The 14,378-nt window shown below is 67.9% G+C and carries 17 protein-coding genes; 5 read left to right on the forward strand and 12 right to left on the reverse strand.

What is annotated here, in order from left to right:
* Position 1: 1 nt before the first annotated feature.
* Entirely contained in the window at positions 2–682 is a 681-nt protein-coding gene (locus tag AC1RL8_RS10175; RefSeq protein ID WP_139705628.1) for a pentapeptide repeat-containing protein, read from the reverse strand.
* Positions 679–1,491: a ferritin-like domain-containing protein gene (locus AC1RL8_RS10180; protein ID WP_095744738.1), complete on the reverse strand. Its 813-nt coding sequence runs from the start codon at positions 1,489–1,491 to the stop codon at positions 679–681. Before AC1RL8_RS10180 ends, AC1RL8_RS10175 begins: the two co-directional genes overlap by 4 nt.
* A 39-nt stretch (positions 1,492–1,530) precedes the next feature.
* Between AC1RL8_RS10180 and AC1RL8_RS10185 the strand changes: the two genes are divergently transcribed.
* Both AC1RL8_RS10185 and hslO read left to right on the forward strand, forming a co-directional pair.
* Positions 1,531–2,055, forward strand: a complete 525-nt coding sequence (locus tag AC1RL8_RS10185; RefSeq protein ID WP_099796276.1) for a gamma carbonic anhydrase family protein — start codon at positions 1,531–1,533, stop codon at positions 2,053–2,055.
* 32 nt (positions 2,056–2,087) lie between these two features.
* Positions 2,088–3,086: an Hsp33 family molecular chaperone HslO gene (gene hslO / locus AC1RL8_RS10190; protein ID WP_492685204.1), complete on the forward strand. Its 999-nt coding sequence runs from the start codon at positions 2,088–2,090 to the stop codon at positions 3,084–3,086.
* Positions 3,087–3,104: 18 nt separating this feature from the next.
* Here the strand turns inward: hslO and AC1RL8_RS10195 are convergent, their stop codons facing one another.
* Positions 3,105–3,971 carry an NAD(P)-dependent oxidoreductase gene (locus AC1RL8_RS10195; RefSeq protein WP_492685205.1) on the reverse strand — a complete coding sequence of 289 codons (867 nt, stop codon included), beginning with the start codon at positions 3,969–3,971 and terminating at the stop codon, positions 3,105–3,107.
* 28 nt (positions 3,972–3,999) lie between these two features.
* Positions 4,000–4,779 (reverse strand): SDR family oxidoreductase, encoded by a 780-nt coding sequence (locus tag AC1RL8_RS10200; RefSeq protein ID WP_492685206.1) that lies wholly within the window; start codon positions 4,777–4,779, stop codon positions 4,000–4,002.
* Between the two features lie 106 nt (positions 4,780–4,885).
* On the opposite strand from AC1RL8_RS10200, the gene AC1RL8_RS10205 reads away from it, so the two are divergent.
* Positions 4,886–5,761, forward strand: a complete 876-nt coding sequence (locus tag AC1RL8_RS10205; protein ID WP_492685207.1) for an AraC family transcriptional regulator — start codon at positions 4,886–4,888, stop codon at positions 5,759–5,761.
* Positions 5,762–5,763: 2 nt separating this feature from the next.
* On the opposite strand, the gene AC1RL8_RS10210 is transcribed toward AC1RL8_RS10205, so the two are convergent.
* From AC1RL8_RS10210 to pyrG, 8 genes are read right to left on the reverse strand one after another with little or no spacing between them, the layout of a single operon-like run.
* Positions 5,764–6,747 carry a hypothetical protein gene (locus tag AC1RL8_RS10210; protein WP_492685208.1) on the reverse strand — a complete coding sequence of 328 codons (984 nt, stop codon included), beginning with the start codon at positions 6,745–6,747 and terminating at the stop codon, positions 5,764–5,766.
* A gap of 52 nt (positions 6,748–6,799) precedes the next feature.
* Positions 6,800–7,477, reverse strand: coding sequence for an AAA family ATPase (locus AC1RL8_RS10215; protein ID WP_492685705.1), 678 nt, complete (start codon positions 7,475–7,477; stop codon positions 6,800–6,802).
* Positions 7,474–8,106 (reverse strand): nicotinamide riboside transporter PnuC, encoded by a 633-nt coding sequence (pnuC, locus tag AC1RL8_RS10220; protein WP_159272454.1) that lies wholly within the window; start codon positions 8,104–8,106, stop codon positions 7,474–7,476. Before pnuC ends, AC1RL8_RS10215 begins: the two co-directional genes overlap by 4 nt.
* A 22-nt stretch (positions 8,107–8,128) precedes the next feature.
* Positions 8,129–8,407, reverse strand: coding sequence for a cell division protein FtsB (ftsB, locus tag AC1RL8_RS10225; RefSeq protein ID WP_070059525.1), 279 nt, complete (start codon positions 8,405–8,407; stop codon positions 8,129–8,131).
* A 15-nt stretch (positions 8,408–8,422) separates the two neighbouring features.
* A complete protein-coding gene (eno, locus tag AC1RL8_RS10230) occupies positions 8,423–9,706 on the reverse strand; it encodes a phosphopyruvate hydratase (RefSeq protein WP_062474653.1) in 1,284 nt (427 codons plus the stop codon).
* A gap of 52 nt (positions 9,707–9,758) precedes the next feature.
* Positions 9,759–10,049 carry a DUF1330 domain-containing protein gene (locus tag AC1RL8_RS10235; protein ID WP_062474654.1) on the reverse strand — a complete coding sequence of 97 codons (291 nt, stop codon included), beginning with the start codon at positions 10,047–10,049 and terminating at the stop codon, positions 9,759–9,761.
* Positions 10,046–10,903 carry a 3-deoxy-8-phosphooctulonate synthase gene (gene kdsA, locus AC1RL8_RS10240; RefSeq protein WP_062474657.1) on the reverse strand — a complete coding sequence of 286 codons (858 nt, stop codon included), beginning with the start codon at positions 10,901–10,903 and terminating at the stop codon, positions 10,046–10,048. Before kdsA ends, AC1RL8_RS10235 begins: the two co-directional genes overlap by 4 nt.
* Entirely contained in the window at positions 10,900–12,582 is a 1,683-nt protein-coding gene (gene pyrG / locus AC1RL8_RS10245) for a CTP synthase (protein WP_062474658.1), read from the reverse strand. Before pyrG ends, kdsA begins: the two co-directional genes overlap by 4 nt.
* A gap of 124 nt (positions 12,583–12,706) precedes the next feature.
* Here pyrG and coaBC point away from each other — a divergent pair, with 124 nt between their 5' ends.
* On the forward strand, positions 12,707–13,930 hold the full coding sequence (gene coaBC, locus AC1RL8_RS10250; RefSeq protein ID WP_095947300.1) for a bifunctional phosphopantothenoylcysteine decarboxylase/phosphopantothenate--cysteine ligase CoaBC: 1,224 nt from the start codon (positions 12,707–12,709) through the stop codon (positions 13,928–13,930).
* Positions 13,930–14,370 carry a hypothetical protein gene (locus tag AC1RL8_RS10255; RefSeq protein WP_492685209.1) on the forward strand — a complete coding sequence of 147 codons (441 nt, stop codon included), beginning with the start codon at positions 13,930–13,932 and terminating at the stop codon, positions 14,368–14,370. Before coaBC ends, AC1RL8_RS10255 begins: the two co-directional genes overlap by 1 nt.
* Positions 14,371–14,378: the final 8 nt, after the last annotated feature.

The following is a 14,378-nucleotide window of genomic DNA, read 5'->3' on the forward strand; positions in this document are numbered from 1 at the left end:
CTCAGACGACGCGCAGGCCCAGTTCCTCGACCAGCGCGGCGGCCTGCCGGTGGGAGATGGTCGCGCCCTTGAACGGCGCGGCGTTGGCCAGCCGCAGGCCGCCCAGGTCCACGTCGCGCAGGTCAGCACCTTCGAAGCGCGCGAGCTTCAGGTGCGCGTTGCGCAGGCTGCCGCCTTCGAAGATGGTTTCGCGGAAATCGCAGCCCGACAGGTCGGCCTCCGACAGGTCGAGCTGCGCGAGCGTCTGCTTGCGGAACGACAGGCCGCGCAGGTGCGCGTCGACCAGCAGCGAATCCTTGAACACGACGCCCAGCGCCGACACCTCGCCGAAGTGCGCGCCTGTGAGCTTCACGCCTGTGAAGAGCGCCGAGGCCAGCTTGGCGCGCGCCCATTGGGTGTTGTTCAGGTCGCAGTCCTGGAAGCGTGCGTTCGTGAGGTCGGCCAGGCCGAAGTCGGCCTGGCGCGCACGGCAGCCTACCCAGCGCGTGTCGGCCAGCTGCGCGCGCTCGAACGAGGTTTCGGCGAAGCTGCACAGCGTGAACTGCGCGCCGCGCAGATCGAGGCGCGACAGGTCGGCCTCGTCGAAATGGCAGCGTTCGAAATGCGGCGGCGTGTCGCGGCCCTGCAGGCAGGCCTGCAGCTCGGCGCGTGACCAGGTCTGGTCGGAAATCACATCGGTCATTCGGGGCGGGAGTCGGTCAGCGCGCGCAGCTCTGCGGGGCTGAAGCCCGCCCGGCCGCGTGCTTCGAGGTTGAAAGGTGGCTTGTGGCGCGGCGCGTCGTAGCGCGCGACCAAGGCCGGGTAGTTGGCTTCGGCGTCGAGCCCGGCGCGCTCGCACAGCCAGCGGTACCAGTGGTTGCCGATGGCCACGTGGCCCACTTCGTCGCGCAGGATGATGTCGAGGATCTCGACCGCGCGCAGCGCGTCGGGCGTGTTCACGCGTTTCAGCTTTGACTGGATCAGCGGCGTGGCATCGAGCCCGCGCGCCTCGAGCGTGCGCGGCACCAGCGCCATGCGTGCGAGCACGTCGTCCTTGGTCTTCTCGCACATGTTCCACAAGCCGTCGTGGCCCGGAAAGTCGCCGTAGCGCCAGCCCATGGCCTGCAGGTGCGTGTGCAGCAGCGTGAAGTGCTGCGCCTCCTCGTCGGCCACGCGCAGCCAGTCGCGGTAATAGGCCTCGGGCATGCCGTCGTAGCGCCACACGGCGTCCAGCGCGAGGTTGATCGCGTTGAACTCGATGTGGCAGATCGAATGGATCAGCGCTGCGCGGCCTTCGGGCGTGAAGGGCGAGCGCTTCTGCACGGCGGTGGCGGCCACGCGCAGCGGGCGCTCCGGGCGGCCGGGCACACCGTCGTCGTCGCCGAGCGTGCGCAGGGGCTCGAGTGCTATGGAAATGGTAGCTGCCTGTGCAGCCGTGGCGCGCGTGGCGGCCACCTTGTCGTCGGGGTCTGTCAGGCGCAGCGCGGCCAGCGCGCTCAATCGGGGGTGCATCCCTACAATTCTAGTTTTGCCCCTCCGGAGACAACCACGATGGCGATTTACGAATTGGATGGCATTGCACCGCGCCTTGGCGAAGGCGCATGGGTCGCGGACAGCGCCCAGGTCATGGGCAATGTCGAACTGGCAGAGAACGCGAGCGTCTGGTTCGGCGCCGTGCTGCGCGGCGACACCGAGGTGCTGACCATCGGGCGCAACAGCAACATCCAGGACCTGTCAGTGCTGCACGCCGACATCGGCTGCCCGCTGACCATCGGCGACAACGTGACGGTGGGGCACCAGGTGATGCTGCACGGCTGCACCATCGGCGACAACTCGCTGATCGGCATCCAGGCGGTGGTCTTGAATAACGCCAGGATCGGCCGCAATTCGATCGTTGGCGCCGGCAGCGTCGTGACCGAGGGCAAGGAGTTTCCCGACAACTCCCTCATCATCGGCTCGCCCGCCAAGGTGGTGCGCACGCTCGACGATGCCGCCGCCGCCAAGCTGCGGCAAAGCGCCGAGCACTACGTAGAAAACGCCCATCGCTTCGCGAAGGGCCTCAAGAAAATCGCCTGACTCCGCGCAGGCACAGAGAGAAAGATTCCGTTTTGAGCGAGCTGCACAAATTCCTGTTCGATGGCCTGCCGGTGCGCGGCATGATCGTGCGCCTGACGGATGCGTGGCAGGAGATCCTTGCGCGGCGCGCCTCCAACACCGCCACCGGCCCGTACCCGCCGCCGGTGGCCGAACTGCTCGGCGAGATGACGGCCGCGGCCACGCTGATGCAGTCGAACATCAAGTTCAACGGCGCGTTGATCCTGCAGATCTTCGGCGACGGCCCCGTGAAGGTGGCCGTGGCCGAGGCCAAGCCCGACCTGAGCCTGCGTGCCACCGCCAAGGTGATCGGCGACCTGCCGGCCGACGCGCACCTGCCCGACATGGTCAACGTGAACAACAAGGGCCGCTGCGCGATCACGCTCGACCCGAAAGACAAGCTGCCGGGCGCCACGCCGTACCAGGGCGTCGTGCCGCTGTTCGGCGACGACGGCGAGAAGCTGGGCAAGCTCAGCGACGTGCTGCAGCACTACATGCTGCAAAGCGAGCAGCTCGACACCACGCTGGTGCTCGCGGCCGACGACAAGGTGGCGGCCGGCCTGCTGATCCAGCGCCTGCCGGTGAAGGGCGAGGGCAACCTCGAAGGCACCTCCGACAAGGACCGCGACCAAGCCAGCGAAGACCGCATCGGCCGCAACGAGGAATACAACCGCATCTCGATCCTCGCGTCGAGCCTCACGCGCGACGAGCTGCTCACGCTCGACGTCGAGACCATCCTGCGCCGCCTGTTCTGGGAAGAAAAGCTGCTGCGCTTCGAACCGCAGGCCGGCCTGCTGGGCCCGCATTTCGCGTGCACCTGCGGCCGCGAGCGCGTGGCGCAGATGATTCGCGGCCTCGGTGTGGAAGAGGCCGAGGAAATCCTGGCCGAGCGCGGCGACATCGAGGTCGGCTGCGACTTCTGCGGCAAGCAGTACCGCTTCGACGCGATCGACACCGCGCAGCTGTTCAAGCCGCTGGGCGACCAGCTGCCGGGCAGCCCGGTCGTCCAGTAGGCGGCCCCGTGCAGCCGGTCAGGCCGGCTGCCGCAGCACCTTGACCATCGCAGCCAGGCGCTCGTTGCCCAGGCCCGCGCCCAGCGCGCGGTCGAACTGCCCCTTCAGGAACTCCGGAAAGCTCGCATCGAGCTGCGCCTCGCGCGCCTGCTTCACGAACAGCCGGCCCGAGCCCGCGCAGGTGGCCATCGAGCTTTCGGGCTCGCCGTACTGGCCGGCGTGGATCGCCTCGCCCTCGGCCTGGATCATTTCGCCGAGCACCGGCGAGATCGCGCCGATCATCTGAGAGAACCCGTCCACCGGCAGTCCTTCGGCTTCGCAGATGCGCACGCCGTGGAAGAACCCGCTCATCGCGCCGAACATGCACGACAGCGTGGCCAGGTCCCAGGCCGCGGCGTTGCCGATCGGCTCGCCCATGTGCTGGATGTTGCCGGCGATGGCTTCGAGCAGCGGTCGGCAGGCGGCGAGGGCGCGTGCCTCGCCCGAGATGAAGAGCGGCGTGTCGGGCCGGCCGATCTGCCCCGGCGTGGCGAGCAGGGCGCCGTCGAGGTACGCCACGCCGCTCAGCGCGGCCCAGTCGTCGCGTGCGTCCTGCGGCGTGCCGGTGCTCAGCTGCACCAGCACCTTGCCGCGCAGCGCGTCGTGAACGCCGGGCGTGGCGAGGATAGCGCGCGACGCCGGGTAGTCGGCCACGCAGACCAGCACCACGGGGCTGGCCTGCACGGCGGCCAGGGCGGTTGGTGCGAGCACTGTGCCCTGGTTCAACAGAGGCTTTGCGCGCTCGGCGGTGCGGTTCCACACCGTCAGCGTGAACTTCGATGCTTGAAGGGCGCGCGCGAGGGCGATGCCCATGGGGCCGAGGCCGATGAGGGAAACGTCGGTCATGTTGTGAGGTCCTTGGTGAGAGATCGGATCAGACTGCGCCCGGCGTCAGGCCCTGGCCCAGCCCGCCGTCGACGGTGAGGCGCGCGCCGGTCGTGAAGGTCGCCTCGAAGGCGAAGAACAGCACCGCGCGCGCCACTTCGGCCGACGTGCCGTGGCGCCGCATCGGCGTGATCTGGTCGCCCAGGCGCATGAACTCGGCGCGCTCCTCGGCGCTCGCGTCGGTCACGCCGAGCGTGGGCGTGTCGATGAAGCCGGGGCTCACCACGTTCACGCGGATGCCGCGCGTCACCAGTTCGGCCGCGAAGCCCGAGGCCATCGAGCGCAATGCGGCCTTCGTGGCGCTGTACACGCTCATGCCGTGCATGCCGCCTTCGTCGGCAATGGACGAGGTGAAGACGATGGCGCTGCCCGCAGGCATCAGCGGTGCGAGGCGCTGAACCGTGAAGAACGGGCCCTTGGTGTTGACCGCAAAGGCACGGTCGTAGCCGGCCTCGGTCACCTGCTCGAAGGGCTCGAGCGACGAGATGCCCGCGTTGATGTGCAGCAGGTCGATGCGGCCGAAGCGCTCGCGCGCCGTGGCGGCGAGGGTGTCGATGTCGGCCAGTGAGGCCGTGTCGGATGCCAGCACGTGCGCGCGCGGGCCGAGCACGCGGCGCGCGGCCTCCAGGTTCTTCGGATTGCGGCCGGTCACGAGCACGTCGGCGCCACCGTCGAGCAGCGCCTGCGCGGTGGCCAGGCCCATGCCGAGGGTGCCGCCGGTGATGACGGCTTTCTTGCCTGCGTAGGGGGTGTGGGGTGTGGTGTTCATGGCCGTCGATGATCCGGATCGCACGGTTTGCGGTCGCGCACGTTCAGCCGTGGGGGAGCACAAACGGTCGACAGCATGCACGCCGCGCGCGGCCCATAATGTTTCGATGAGCGATACCGATCTGGACACCGATCTGCACGCGCACGGTGGTGTGGCGTGCGAGGTGGCGCTGTCGGCCGACAGCTTCGTCGCGCCGCCCGCCACCGACAGCCTGCGCGTCGACGTGCGCCAGACCCCCGGCGGGGTCGTTGGCTACGAGGCGCTGCCCGACCACCGCCTCAAGCTGCACGCGGGCGCACCGGTGGCAGGCGCCTGCCAGTTCCATCGCTTTCTCTACACGCGCGGCGACCTCGACATCCTGCCGGCCGGCAGCACCGACATCTGGCATGAAGAGTCGCCGAGCACCTCGGTCGTGGTGCGCATGGCGCCCGCACTGCTGGTGCGCACGGCCGACGAGATGGGCCTGCCGGCCGAGCGCGCGGTACTCGGCGAACGCCATCAGTTCCGCGACCCGCAGATCGAGCACATCGCCTGGGCGCTCGACGCCGAGCGGCGCGCGGGCTTTCCCAATGGCCGGCTCTACACCGACAGCCTGGGCACCGCACTCGCGGTGCAGCTGATCGCGGCGGGCCCGCAGGTGGCGCCGTCACCCGCGCAGGGGCTGACCCGGCTGCAACTGAAGCGCGTCACGGAGTTCATCGAGGCGCACCTGGACGGCGACCTGTCGCTGGCCGCGCTGGCCGAGGTCGCGGGCCTGAGCGCCTCGCACCTGAAGACGCAGTTCAAGCGCTCCACCGGCCAGGCGGTGCATGCCTACGTGGTGCACCGCCGCGTCGACCGTGCGCGCAGCCTGTTGCTGAACAGCGAGATGCCCGCGAGCCTCGTGGCGCTCGAGAGCGGCTTCTCGCACCAGAGCCACATGGCGCGCTGCATGCGCCGCGTGCTGGGCCTCACGCCCGGCGAGGTGCGGCGCGCGGCCTGAGCTCAGCGCGCTTCGTCGTCGAAGCCGCCGAATGCGATGTCGGGCGCGCTCGTGTTGTGCTTCGACGGCAGGCTGCGGCCGAAGCGCACCTGCGTGGCGTTCAGCGTCTTCACCTCGGGCAGCGGCAACGCCTGCTCGGCCGCCTTCGGCGAAGCCTGCCAGCGCACCTCGCTCATGTCGGCGTTGTCGGGCGCCACGTACATCGAGCGCAGCACCGCGAAGGGCTGCTTGGCGCTGGCTGTGGGCTTGGAGAGCGTCACGTCGAGCGCGGTGCGGGTGCGGCTGATCTCGGTCACGCGCGCCACGGCGCTGCCGCCGTCGGTGAAGCGCAGGTGGATGGCCAGCGGTTGCGGCACGACGCGGATCGACGCGATGTCCACCACCGGTCGCCCGGCCTGCACGACCGGGCCGAGCAGGAACGACGAGCCGTACACGCCATCGCCGAAGCGCGCTTCGGGCAGCGGCTTGAGGCGCCAGTAGCCATCGGAGGGGTAGAGCACGATGGCTTCGAGCGCCTTGCCGTTCTCCTTCTTGAACACCTGCAGCAGATGAAAGCCGCGGTCGTGGCGCGCGCCGACCTGCACCGGCACGCGCGCCGGCCGCCAGAAGGTCGGCAGCGTCATGCCGACGATGCGCCACTGCGCGTTGTCGAGCAGCACGACGGTGCGCTTCTTGAAGCGGTGCGCCGGGTCGGTGGGGTGGGCGCCGCCGTCGAAATTGCAGCCCGAGAAATCGGGCGCGGTGACGTCGTTGCCGATGGTGCCCAGGTAGCTGGGCTGCAGCGCTTCGATGCGCATTTTGCGGATGCCGTCGCCGCGCAGCACCATCGACACGTTGTCTTCCTCGGCGCAGGCCGTGGAGGTGGTGGCGTTCTCGACGGTGGCGGCAACGGGCGCCGCAGAAGCGGCACCGGCGGTCAGCAGCAGGGCGAGGAAAGCGGCGGCGGGAGTGCGCGAGGCAGAGCGCACAGCAATCGAAACGGGCATTGGGTCTCCGGTGAAGGGGAGAGGGCGCGCGAACGCGCAGGAGCCGGAAGGCTCAGGGCGGGTCGCGGCGCGCCATCAGGTCGCTGAAGAGCTTATGTTCGCATTCCGGGTCGGAACACTTCTCGCAAGGCCATGTCCACGAGGCGGGCTTGGCATCGCGGCGGGTGCGCGTGCGGGCGCGGCCTTCGTTGCCGGCGATGGTGTTGATCGCGTTCCAGGCGTTCGCCAGCCGCTCGCCGCCGCTGCCGTGCACGACCGAATACGAGAGCCCGGCGCGCGTGAGCGCGGCGCGCACCAGCGTGTCGGTCGGCTGGCGCGCATGCGGGCCGTCGCGCATGTCGTCGGCCACCCAGGGCAGGTCGAGCGCGGTGAGCAGCGTGATGGCGTAGCGCCGCTGCGCGGCCAAGGCGCTGTCGTACAGCGAGGTGTCGGCGAACAGCTGCTCGCTGTAGACCGCCGTCATGAGCGCCGTGGTGTCAGCCACCACCACGCCCGTGGCGGCAGCGGCGTCGATGCGGCGCATCTGTTCGTCGGCGATGGCTTGTTGTTCGTCGGGGCGCGGCGTGCGGCCTTCGCGTTCGCACCATTCGCGCAGGTACTCGCCCACCAGCGTGACGGGCGTGCCGCGGTCCTGCAGGCGCTGTGCGATGGCGCGCGAGAGCTCGGTCTTGCCCGTGCTCTCGGCGCCCACGAGCGCGATGACGCAGCCGGTCGGCAGGTTCGGCGTCATGCCGGCACCGCCTTCGCCGTGGCCTTCGGCAGGCGTCGCTGCCATGCCAGGAAGCCGGCCACGCTGAGCACGGCGAACACCGCGTACAGCCCCGTCGTGAGCCACAAGCCCTTGTGGATGAACAGGCCCACGCTGACCACGTTCACGGCCAGCCAGATGAGCCAGTTCTCGATGAACTTGCGTCCGAGCAGGAACTGCCCGACCAGGCTCAGGCCGGTGACGAAGCCGTCCCACCAGGGCACGTCGGTGTTGGTGAAGCGACGCAGGAAGAGGGCGACCACAGGCCACGCAATGGCGCAGGCCACGAGGGCGTATGCGGTGCCGCGCGGCGACAGCCGGCTGACCCGCAAGGCGCTGCCGTCGGCGCGAAAGCCGCGCAGCCATTGCGCCCAGCCCCACAGGGCGACGAAAGCGAAAAAAACTTGAAGGGCGGCGTCGCCGTAGATGCGCGCGTTGGCGAACACCACCACGTAGAGCAGCGAGCTGACGATCGCCAGCGGCCAGCCCCAGTGGATCTCGCGCATGTTGCAGCCGACCATCGCGAGCGCGAGCACGGCGGCGACGAGCTCGAGCCAGGTGACGGGAGAACCCCACAGCGCAAAGGCGGAGGCCGAGAGAAGCTCTGGCATCGAGAAGCGGCGAAAGAAAGGATCAGTGCGCGATCTGCACGAAGACTTCGTTCGGTTTGACCATGCCGAGTTCCGCGCGGGCGCGTTCCTCGACCATCTCGAGGCCGTCTTTCAGGTCATTGACTTCGGACGCGAGCCGCTCGTTGTTGAGGGCGGCCTTGGCGTTGGCGTCCTTCTGGTCGGCCAGCTGGGTCCTCAGCTGGGCGACCTCGCGCACGCTGCCGCGCCCGTTCCACAGCTGCCACTGCAGGATGACCAGCAGCAGCACCAGGATGAGAGGAGGGACGAAGCGCGCGCGCATGCAGGCTGCGAGGCGCTACTTGAGGTTGTAGAACGCGCCGCGGCCCGGGTAGACGGCGATGTCGCCGAGGTCTTCTTCGATGCGCAGCAGCTGGTTGTACTTGGCGATGCGGTCCGAACGCGACAGCGAGCCGGTCTTGATCTGGCCGGCGTTGGTGCCCACGGCGATGTCGGCGATGGTGCTGTCTTCGGTTTCGCCCGAACGGTGCGAGATGACGGCCGTGTAGCCCGCGCGCTTGGCCATCTCGATGGCGGCGAAGGTCTCGGTCAGCGTGCCGATCTGGTTGATCTTGATCAGGATCGAGTTGGCGATGCCCTTGTCGATGCCTTCTTGCAGGATCTTGGTGTTGGTGACGAACAGGTCGTCGCCCACCAGCTGCACGCGCTTGCCCAGGCGTTCGGTCAGGTGCTTCCAGCCGTCCCAGTCGCCTTCGTGCATGCCGTCTTCGATGCTGATGATCGGGTACTTGTCGACCCAGGTCGCGAGCATGTCGGTCCAGCTTTCGGCCGTGAGTGACAGGTTTTCGCCCGACAGCACGTACTTGCCGTCCTTGTAGAACTCGCTGGCCGCGCAGTCCAGGCCCAGGGCGATCTGTTCGCCGGCGGTGTAGCCGGCCTTGTCGATGGCTTCCAGGATCAGCTGGATGGCCGCTTCGTGGCTCTCGACGCTGGGGGCGAAGCCGCCTTCGTCGCCCACGGCCGTGCTGATGCCGCGGTCGCCCAGGATTTTCTTCAGGGCGTGGAACACTTCGGCGCCGTAACGCACGGCCTCGCGGAAGCTCTTGGCGCCCACGGGGATGATCATGAACTCTTGCAGGTCCAGGCTGTTGTTGGCGTGCGCGCCGCCGTTGATGACGTTCATCATCGGCACCGGCAGCTGCATGCCGCCCATTCCGCCGAAGTAGCGGTACAGCGGCAGGCCCGACTCTTCGGCCGCGGCGCGGGCCACGGCCATCGAGACGGCGAGGGTGGCGTTGGCGCCCAGGCGGGCCTTGTTGTCGGTGCCGTCCAGGTCGATCATCGTGCGATCGAGGAAGGCCTGTTCGCTGGCGTCCAGGCCCAGCACGGCTTCCGAGATCTCGGTGTTGATGTTCTCGACGGCCTTCAGCACGCCCTTGCCGAGGTAGCGGCTCTTGTCGCCGTCGCGCAGCTCGATGGCCTCGCGCGAACCGGTCGAAGCGCCCGAGGGCACGGCCGCACGGCCCATGGTGCCCGACTCGAGCAGCACGTCGCACTCGACGGTGGGGTTGCCTCGGCTGTCGAGAATTTCGCGGCCGACGATGTCAACGATTGCACTCATCTCTATCTCTTTCTCTGGGTCTCTTGGTGGAGTGGACTGGCAAAAAACGGAATCAAAGGCCTTCGACCGCGATCATGTTCATGATGGCGGCGCCGGCACGCGCTTCACGCGCCTTCAGGTATTCGGGCGTCTCGTAGAAGGCCTTGGCCTTCTCGAAGCTGGGGAATTTGAGCACGACGACGCGGGTGGGCTTCCAGTCGCCTTCGAGCGGCTGCACCTGGCCGCCGCGCACGCAGACTTCGGCGCCGTGCGCCTGCATCGCGACGCTCGACCACTTCTTGTATTCCTCGTACTGCGTCGGATTGGTAACTTCGACGTGGGCGATGACGTAACCGCTGCTCATGCTTGAAAACTGTCCTCGAGGAAAGCGTTTTTCTTGGTGACCCGGTCGAGCGCGACGAGCGTCTCGAGCAGGGCCTTCATGTGCTTGAGCGGCACGGCGTTGGGGCCGTCGCTCAGGGCTTTGTTCGGGTCGGGGTGCGTCTCCATGAAGAGACCGGCCACGCCCACGGCCACGGCCGCGCGCGAGAGCACCGGCACCATTTCGCGCTGGCCGCCCGAGCTGGTGCCCTGGCCGCCGGGGAGTTGCACCGAGTGCGTGGCGTCGAACACCACGGGCGCCTTCGTCTCGCGCATGATCGCGAGCGAGCGCATGTCCGAGACGAGGTTGTTGTAGCCGAAGCTGGCGCCGCGCTCGCAGGCCATGAAGCTGTCTTCGTCCAGGCCGGCTTCCTTGGCGGCAGCGCGGGCCTTGTCGATCACGTTCTTCATGTCGTGCGGTGCGAGGAACTGGCCCTTCTTGATGTTCACCGGCTTGCCCGACTGCGCCGCGGCGTGGATGAAGTCGGTCTGGCGGCACAGGAAGGCGGGCGTCTGCAGCACGTCGACCACCTTGGCGGCCTCGGTGATGTCTTCATGGGTGTGCACATCGGTCAGCACGGGCAGGCCGAGTTCGCGCTTCACCTTGGCCAGGATCTCGAGGCCCTTGTCGCGACCCGGGCCGCGAAAGCTCGTGCCCGAGGAGCGGTTGGCCTTGTCGAAGCTGCTCTTGAAGATGAACGGGATGCCCAGCGACGCCGTGATTTCCTTCAACGTGCCGGCCGTGTCCATCTGCAGCTGCTCGGATTCGACCACGCACGGGCCGGCGATCAGGAAGAAAGGCTGGTCCAGCCCGATGTCGAATCCGCAAAGCTTCATGCCACTGCCTTGAGCGTCTTGTTGGTGCTGCCAGCGCCCTTGTCCTTGTGGTCGAGCGCCGCCTTGATGAAGGCGTTGAACAACGGATGGCCGCCCCACGGCGTTGACTTGAACTCGGGGTGGAACTGCACGCCCATGAACCACGGGTGCACGTTCTGCGGCAGCTCGACGATCTCGGTCAGGTGCTCGCGCTGCGTGAGCGCCGAGATCACGAGGCCGGCATTGCGTAGCTCGTCCAGGTAGTTGACGTTGGCTTCGTAGCGGTGGCGATGGCGCTCGGTGACCACGTCGCCGTAGATGCTGTGCGCCAGCGTGCCCGGCGAGACGTCGGAGCTTTGCGCGCCCAGGCGCATGGTGCCGCCGAGGTCGGACTTCTCGTCGCGCGTCTTCACGGTGCCGTCGCGGTCCTTCCACTCGGTGATCAGCGCGATCACGGGGGTGGGCGTTTCCGGGTCGAACTCGGTGCTGTTGGCGTTCTTGAGGCCGGCCACGTGGCGGGCGTACTCGATGGTCGCGACCTGCATGCCCAGGCAGATGCCCAGGTAGGGCACCTTCGATTCGCGGGCGAAGCGGGCGGCCGAGATCTTGCCTTCCACGCCGCGCTGGCCGAAGCCGCCCGGCACAAGGATGGCATCGTATTTCGCCAGGCGCGACACGTCTTGCGCCGTGATGGTCTCGGAGTCGATGTAGTCGATCTTCACGCGCGCATGGTTCTTCATGCCGGCGTGGCGCAGCGCCTCGTTGAGCGACTTGTAGCTGTCCGACAGGTCGACGTACTTGCCAACCATGGCAATCGACACTTCCTGTTGCGGATGCTCGACCTCGTACACCAGCTCGTCCCAGCGCGTGAGCTTGGCCGGCGGGGTGTTGATGCGCAGCTTGTCGCAGATCAGGCCGTCCAGGCCCTGTTCGTGCAGCATGCGGGGCACCTTGTAGATGGTGTCCACGTCCCACATCGAAATGACGCCCCATTCGGGCACGTTCGAGAACAGCGAGATCTTGGCGCGCTCGTCGTCGGGAATCGGCCGGTCGGCGCGGCACAGCAGGGCGTCGGCCTGGATGCCGATGGCGCGCAGTTCCTTGGCGGTGTGCTGCGTGGGCTTGGTCTTGAGCTCGCCAGCAGCGGCGATCCAGGGCACATAGCTCAGGTGCACGAAGGCCGAGTTGTTCGGGCCCATGCGCAGGCTCATCTGGCGCACGGCTTCCAGGAAGGGCAGCGACTCGATGTCGCCCACGGTGCCGCCGATTTCGACGATGGCCACGTCCACTTCATGCGCCGTGCCGATGCCGGCGCCGCGCTTGATGTATTCCTGGATTTCGTTGGTGATGTGCGGAATGACCTGGACGGTCTTGCCGAGGTAGTCGCCGCGGCGTTCCTTCTCGAGCACGGTCTTGTAGATCTGACCGGTCGTGAAGTTGTTGGCCTTGCGCATCCGCGTGTTGATGAAGCGCTCGTAGTGGCCGAGGTCGAGGTCGGTCTCGGCGCCGTCATCGGTGACGAACACTTCGCCATGCTGGAACGGTGACATCGTGCCGGGGTCGACATTGATGTACGGATCGAGCTTGATGAGGGTGACTTGGAGGCCGCGCGATTCGAGGATCGCGGCGAGCGAGGCGGAGGCGATTCCCTTGCCAAGGGAAGATACGACACCACCGGTGACGAAGACAAATTTGGTCATGCCAGTTCCGGACGCGTGAATCCGGGCAGTGGGAAATTGCGATTATAGGTGTCCCCTTTGTGCCTCCACGGCCGAAGGCCATCCGGTTCCTGATCTTGTCGGTATGTGAGCAACAATATGTCCCATGCAAGATCTCGCCGGCAAACACATCGTCCTCGGACTAACAGGGGGCATCGCCTGCTACAAATCGGCCGAGCTGTGCCGCCTGCTCGTGAAGGCGGGCGCCACCGTCCAGGTCGTGATGACCGAGGCGGCCGAGCAGTTCATGACGCCGGTCACCATGCAGGCGCTCTCGGGGCGCACCGTCTACACCTCGCAGTGGGACGCCCGCGAGCCGAACAACATGCCGCACATCAACTTGAGCCGCGAGGCCGATGCGATCGTGCTGGCGCCCTGCAGCGCCGATTTCATCGCGCGGCTGGTGCAAGGGCGCTCCGACGAGCTGCTGAGCCTGCTGTGCCTGGCGCGTCCGACCGACCGCGTGCCGCTGTTGATCGCCCCGGCCATGAACCGCGAGATGTGGGCCCATCCGGCCACGCAGCGCAACCTGATGCAGGTGTCGGCCGACGGCGCGACCGTGTTGGGCGTGGGCAGCGGCTGGCAGGCCTGCGGCGAAACCGGCGACGGGCGCATGCTCGAACCGGCGCAGCTGCTCGAGGACATCACCGCCTTCTTCCAGCCCAAGCTGCTGGCAGGGCAGAAGGTGCTCGTCACGGCCGGCCCGACCTTCGAGGCGCTGGACCCGATCCGCGGCATCACCAACCATTCGTCCGGCAAGATGGGTTTCGCCATCGCCCGCGCGGCGCGCGAGGCCGGTGCCGAGGTCACGCTGGTGGCCGGCCCGGTGCACCTGCCGACCCCGCGCGGCGTGAGCCGCATCGACGTGCTGTCGGCGCAGGAGATGCTCGAAGCCACCACCCGCGCTGCGCAGGCAGCTAGCATTTTTGTAGCAACGGCCGCCGTGGCCGACTGGCGCCCGGCGACGCACAGCGACCAGAAGATCAAGAAAGACGGCAGCGGCCAGACGCCGGTGCTGCACTTCGTCGAGAACCCCGACATCCTGCTCACGGTGGCCAAGAGCGAGCGCGCCCAGGCCAGGAAGCTGTTCTGCGTGGGCTTCGCCGCCGAGAGCGAGAACCTCGCCGAGCACGCCAAGGCCAAGCGCGAGCGCAAGGGCATTCCGCTGCTGGTGGGCAACATCGGCCCGCTGACCTTCGGGCAGGACGACAACGCCTTGCTGCTCGTGGACGCGAAGGGCGTGCGCGAACTGCCCCGTGCGCCCAAGCTCCGGCTGGCGCGCGAGTTGATGACGGAGATTGCCGCGCGACTTCCTGATTGGAGGGCCTGATGAACACCGAATCCAACACACCGCCCAACGGCGACTTCGCCCGCTACGTGGAGCAGCTGTCGGCACGGGCCGGCCAGTCCGCCCGCGTCCCCGGCAAGGAGTCCGAGCACGGGCTGGACGTCGGCATGACGCCTTCGCCCGGTGCGCAGGGCACCGTGGCCACGCGGCGTGAATCGCCGGGTGGCGAGGCCGCGAAGGCGGACGGCACCAAGGCCATCCCCCTGGGCACGCTCAAGGTGCTGGCCGGCATGGGGGCGATGGTGTTCCTGGTGCTGTGGGCCATCGGCGTGCCGCTCTCCGTGCTCGTCCTCGGCGCCGCCGCGGCGGCCTGGTTCGGCAAGCGTTTTCTCAAGGGGCTCAATCTGAGGCCCGGGGTCGCCAAGTGGCAGCAGGTGCTCGAAGAGGCCGCGCGCAGGCAAAAAGAACAGCAACAGAAATAAACAAGGCA

It is taken from the genome of Variovorax sp. GW822-FHT04E09 (assembly GCF_058800845.1).

Bases quoted from the DNA above. Each gene is read 5' to 3' on its own strand.
- AC1RL8_RS10200 (WP_492685206.1), bottom strand. From the start codon at position 4,779: ATGAACACCACACCCCACACCCCCTACGCAGGCAAGAAAGCCGTCATC.
- pnuC (WP_159272454.1), bottom strand. From the start codon at position 8,106: ATGCCAGAGCTTCTCTCGGCCTCCGCCTTTGCGCTGTGGGGTTCTCCC.
- AC1RL8_RS10255 (WP_492685209.1), top strand. From the start codon at position 13,930: ATGAACACCGAATCCAACACACCGCCCAACGGCGACTTCGCCCGCTAC.
- AC1RL8_RS10195 (WP_492685205.1), bottom strand. From the start codon at position 3,971: ATGACCGACGTTTCCCTCATCGGCCTCGGCCCCATGGGCATCGCCCTC.
- AC1RL8_RS10210 (WP_492685208.1), bottom strand. From the start codon at position 6,747: ATGCCCGTTTCGATTGCTGTGCGCTCTGCCTCGCGCACTCCCGCCGCC.
- AC1RL8_RS10175 (WP_139705628.1), bottom strand. From the start codon at position 682: ATGACCGATGTGATTTCCGACCAGACCTGGTCACGCGCCGAGCTGCAG.
- AC1RL8_RS10235 (WP_062474654.1), bottom strand. From the start codon at position 10,049: ATGAGCAGCGGTTACGTCATCGCCCACGTCGAAGTTACCAATCCGACG.
- AC1RL8_RS10215 (WP_492685705.1), bottom strand. From the start codon at position 7,477: ATGACGCCGAACCTGCCGACCGGCTGCGTCATCGCGCTCGTGGGCGCC.
- coaBC (WP_095947300.1), top strand. From the start codon at position 12,707: ATGCAAGATCTCGCCGGCAAACACATCGTCCTCGGACTAACAGGGGGC.
- AC1RL8_RS10185 (WP_099796276.1), top strand. From the start codon at position 1,531: ATGGCGATTTACGAATTGGATGGCATTGCACCGCGCCTTGGCGAAGGC.
- ftsB (WP_070059525.1), bottom strand. From the start codon at position 8,407: ATGCGCGCGCGCTTCGTCCCTCCTCTCATCCTGGTGCTGCTGCTGGTC.
- kdsA (WP_062474657.1), bottom strand. From the start codon at position 10,903: ATGAAGCTTTGCGGATTCGACATCGGGCTGGACCAGCCTTTCTTCCTG.
- AC1RL8_RS10205 (WP_492685207.1), top strand. From the start codon at position 4,886: ATGAGCGATACCGATCTGGACACCGATCTGCACGCGCACGGTGGTGTG.
- AC1RL8_RS10180 (WP_095744738.1), bottom strand. From the start codon at position 1,491: ATGCACCCCCGATTGAGCGCGCTGGCCGCGCTGCGCCTGACAGACCCC.
- eno (WP_062474653.1), bottom strand. From the start codon at position 9,706: ATGAGTGCAATCGTTGACATCGTCGGCCGCGAAATTCTCGACAGCCGA.
- pyrG (WP_062474658.1), bottom strand. From the start codon at position 12,582: ATGACCAAATTTGTCTTCGTCACCGGTGGTGTCGTATCTTCCCTTGGC.